Consider the following 4684-nt stretch of genomic DNA (forward strand, 5'->3'; position numbering starts at 1 on the left):
AGAAGCCCTTTGGAACCCCTCGCATAGCAAGGGGTTTTCAAAAGATACAAAAAAACCCTGCTGAACATTGTTCGCAGGGTTTAATGGTATTATGAATTTAATAATAAATCTTCTGGGTTTTCAATTAATTCTTTAACTGTTTTTAAGAATCCTACTGAATCTTTTCCATCGATGATACGGTGATCGTAAGAAAGTGCTACATACATCATTGGACGGATTTGAACTTCCCCATTTACAGCAACTGGACGGTTAACAATAGAATGCATACCTAAAATACCAGCTTGAGTACCGTTCATAATTGGTGTTGACATTAATGAACCGAATACACCACCGTTTGTGATTGTGAATGATCCACCAGCCATATCATTTAAGCCTAATTTTTTATCACGAGCTTTTGTCGCTAAGTTAGCAATATCTTTTTCGATTTCAGCGAAGTTTTTGCTGTTTGCATCACGTACAACTGGTACTACTAAACCTTCTTCAGTTGATACAGCGATACCGATATCGAAGAAGTTATTTAAATGAATTTCATCGCCAACGATTTGAGCGTTTACGTATGGGTATTTTTTCAGTGCTGCAACAACAGCTTTTGTGAAGAATGACATGAAACCAAGTTTGATGTCGTTTGCTTTCACAAACTCTTCTTGTTTACGTTTACGAAGTGCCATGATGTTTGTCATGTCAATTTCGTTGAATGTTGTTAACATAGCTGTTGATTGTTTAACTTCTAATAAACGTTTTGCAAATGTTTGACGACGACGGCTCATTTTTTCAATTGTTACACGATCAGAATTAGCTGCTGGTGTGAATACAACTGGGCCACCTGTAGTTACTACTGGTGTAGGTGCTACTGCTGCCGCTGGTGCAGTTCCGTGTGCTGCTACATCTTGTACACGTACGCGACCTTGTGGATCTACTGGAGATACTGCTGCAAGGTCAATACCTTTTTCACGTGCAAGACGACGTGCTGCTGGAGATGCGATAACACGCTCACCAGAAGTTTCTTCTACTACTGGAGCTGCTGCCGCTGGTGCAGGAGCTGCTTGTGGTGCTGCTGGAGCTGGAGCTGCTTCAGCTGGAGCCGCTGCTGGTGCAGGTGCTGCGCCTTCGCCTGCTTCTACTACTGCGATAACTTGACCAACTAGTACAGTATCGCCTTCTTCAGCTAAAATTTGTGTTAATACACCTGCTTCTTCAGAAATGATTTCAGCGTTTACTTTATCTGTTTCAAGTTCAACGATGAATTCACCTTTTTCAACGCGATCGCCCACTTTTTTAACCCACTGTGCGATACTACCTTCTGTAATCGATTCTGCTAATTCAGGGACTTTAATTTCAGCCACTTTCATTTCCTCCTTTGATTAACGTGCTTACGCACATAGAAGGGCTACCGCTTAAGGGCAAGTAGCCCGGTTTCAATATTTATATGTGATTATTTAACCTTTACTGGCTCAGCAACTGCTTCTTCAATTAATGCCGATTGTGCAGCTTTATGAGAATCTGCGTCCCCTTCAGAAGTTGAGCTCATTGCAGGACGACCTACATAGCGAAGCTTTTTACCTTCTGAAAGTTCATATAATGTTTCTAATGCATAATTCCATGAGCCTTGGTTTTTAGGTTCTTCTTGTACCCAAACAATTTCTTTCACATTAGGATACTTAGCAATAATACCAGCAACTTGCTCTTTTGGGAATGGGTAAAGTTGTTCTACACGAATAATGTGTAAGTGATCGAAGCCTTCTCCGTCTTTCACGCGATCGGCTAAATCGATCATCACTTTACCTGTACCTAAAACGATGCGTTCTACAGCTTCTGGTTTAGCACCTAAACCTGGTTGTTCAATCACTTCTTGGAATGAACCATTTGCTAATTGCTCAGCATTAGCGGCTGCTAATGGATGACGTAATAATGATTTTGGTGATACGACTACAAGTGGACGTACCCCTTCAGTACCTAATAACGCTGCTTGACGGCGTAATAAGTGGTAGTAGTTGCCTGCGTTTGAACAGTTTGCTACAAACCAGTTATTTTCAGCTGACATTTGTAAATAACGTTCCATACGGCTTGAAGAGTGCTCTGGACCTTGACCTTCATAACCATGTGGTAAAAGGATCACTAAGCCAGATTTTTGACCCCATTTAGAGCGTGCCCCTGAAATAAAGTTATCAAACATCACTTGCGCCATATTCGCAAAGTCACCGAATTGTGCTTCCCAGACAGTTAATACATGGCTGTTTTCTAGGTTGTAACCATACTCAAAGCCTACTACCCCTGCTTCTGTCAGTGGTGAGTTGTGTACTGTAAAGGATGCGTTCGCACCAGAAATATGGTGAAGTGGTGTGAATACATTGCCATTGTTTTTATCATGTAGTACTAAGTGACGTTGAGAGAATGTACCACGCTGTGCATCTTGACCTGTAAAACGTACTGGTGTGCCATCTTGGATAATTGTTGCATATGCTAAAGTTTCCGCATGACCCCAGTCGATTTTTGCTGACGCATAAGCATCACGACGTTTTTCTAAAATTTTACCAAGCTTTTTCTGAGGCTCAAAGTTTTCTTCAAACACTAGTAGCTCTTCATTGATTTTTTCTAAACGTTCCGCACCAACCGCTGTATCAATTTGTGGGAAATCTACTTTTAATTCTTCTGGCATTTCTAATTGATGATGATCATCTTTATCTGCCATTTCTTTTACATGGTCATAGGCTGCTTGCATTTCTGCATAGATAGCTGTATCTAAAGCTGCTACATCATCAGTAGATACAAGACCTTCTGCCACTAATTGTGCACCATATAATGCACGTACTGTTTCATGTTTTGAAACTAATTTATATGTTTCTGGGTTTGTTACAGTTGGGTCATCTGTTTCATTATGACCATGACGACGGTAACCTACTAGGTCTACGATAATATCTTTGCCAAATGTTTGACGGTAGTTAGCTGCAAAGCGACCCACTTGTGCCACTGCCTCTGGGCTGTCCGCGTTCACATGGATTACTGGTACTTCATAGCCTTTAGCAGGGTCAGAAGAGTACACAGAAGAACGAGAATCATAATGTTCAGTTGTGAACCCGATCATATTGTTTGCGATAATGTGGATTGTACCACCTGTTGTAAAGCCTTCTGTTTTAGCGAAGTTTAACACTTCCGTTACAATCCCTTGACCTGGGAATGCAGCGTCACCATGTACAAGAATGCCTAAGCCTTTTGTACGATCGAAAACAGGTTGACCTGGTTTAGACGTATCATCTTGTGTTGCACGAGTCGCACCAAGTACCACTGGATTTCCAACTTCTAAGTGAGAAGGGTTGTAAGCCAATTTCACATTCATACCTGATTCACGGTTGTAAGAAGCACCCATGTGGTATTTAACATCACCTGTCCAACCTTTTGTGATTTCAAGGCGACCATGTTCTGGCATAAATAAATCATTAGAAACATGTGCAAAGTCAGAGAACATCATGTCATACGGTTTATTTAAAATGTGAGTTAAAACATTTAAGCGACCACGGTGTGCCATACCAATACGTACGTTTTCCACGTTTTTCGCTTCTGCTGTTTTAATGATTTCATCAAAAAGAACGATTTGCGTATCTAAGCCCTCACCAGAGAAACGCTTTTGTCCTACAAAAGTTTTATGAATAAATTTCTCGAAATTTTCAACGCGAGTTAAACGATCTAATAAGGCTTTTTTCTCATCAGGAGATAATGCTTGTTTAAATAAGCCTGATTCGATTTGCGCTTGAATCCAATCACGTTCTTCTGTAGCTACTACGTGACCATATTCAAATGCTACTTTATCTGTATAAATAGCTTTTAAATAGTCAATTGCATCCTTACCATTTTTCACGTTTGCTGGCACATCTTTGAAGAAGATTGCTGCAGGAATTTCAGCTAAATCTGCAGCGCTTAAGTTGAACGCGCTTTCTTCAATTTGAGCTGTTTGTAGTTCACGGTTTTTCAGTGGATAAATATCTGCCGCTAAATGACCGCGTGTACGGATTGTGTCTGCTAATTTTACAGCGGCTAACACTTTTTTGTAATCGCCAGCAGGAGCCGCTGCTGTATGACTAGCTACAGCTACTTCACCTTCTACTACTACTGGTGCACCAAATTGTTGGAATAAAGATACTAACTCCGGTTCTACTTCTTCAGGAGACTGTAAGAATAAGTCGTATTGCTCCATCACATATCCTAAGTTAGGACCAGAGAAAGCTGACCATGGAGAACTTACAGTTGTAACGTTGTTCGACATGAAAAATGACCTCCAAATTTTGCCTTTCGGCAGTTCCATTAATTAAATTGCAATTAATTATATAATATTTAGCCGTTCTTTAAAAGAATGTTTCACACTACTTTTCCATATTTTAAAGAACGTTTTTTCCATCTCAATCTTACTACTCTTCACAAAAAATACAACTCTTTTTAGCAAATTAAGCAATTTTTTTCGCAAAGGATGGAATAATGAAATAAAGCGTGCATTTTTCTTAATATTTTAGCGGGATTTTCAAGAAGAAAACGGTTCCAATATTAACCTCACTCTTGACTTCTACTGTTGCATTGTATTTTTCAAGTAACATCTTCGAAATACTTAGCCCTAAGCCAGTTCCACCAATTTGACGATTTCTTGCCTCATCCACGCGATAAAAACGATCAAAAATAAACGGAATATTGTCTTGTG

Annotated in this window: 3 protein-coding genes; all 3 read right to left on the reverse strand. The window is 39.9% G+C overall.

Annotated elements, in window-relative coordinates:
• Positions 1-89 precede the first annotated feature (89 nt).
• A complete protein-coding gene (odhB, locus tag RT445_RS10025) occupies positions 90-1343 on the reverse strand; it encodes a 2-oxoglutarate dehydrogenase complex dihydrolipoyllysine-residue succinyltransferase (protein ID WP_313470487.1) in 1254 nt (417 codons plus the stop codon).
• 89 nt (positions 1344-1432) lie between these two features.
• Positions 1433-4258, reverse strand: coding sequence for a 2-oxoglutarate dehydrogenase E1 component (locus RT445_RS10030; RefSeq protein WP_274797152.1), 2826 nt, complete (start codon positions 4256-4258; stop codon positions 1433-1435).
• Between the two features lie 232 nt (positions 4259-4490).
• A partial coding sequence (locus tag RT445_RS10035; protein WP_313470488.1) for an ATP-binding protein occupies positions 4491-4684 on the reverse strand: 194 nt, incomplete at its 5' end.

Origin of the sequence: Lysinibacillus sp., from assembly GCF_032093475.1 — a bacterium.
Lineage (GTDB): Bacteria > Bacillota > Bacilli > Bacillales_A > Planococcaceae > Lysinibacillus > Lysinibacillus irui.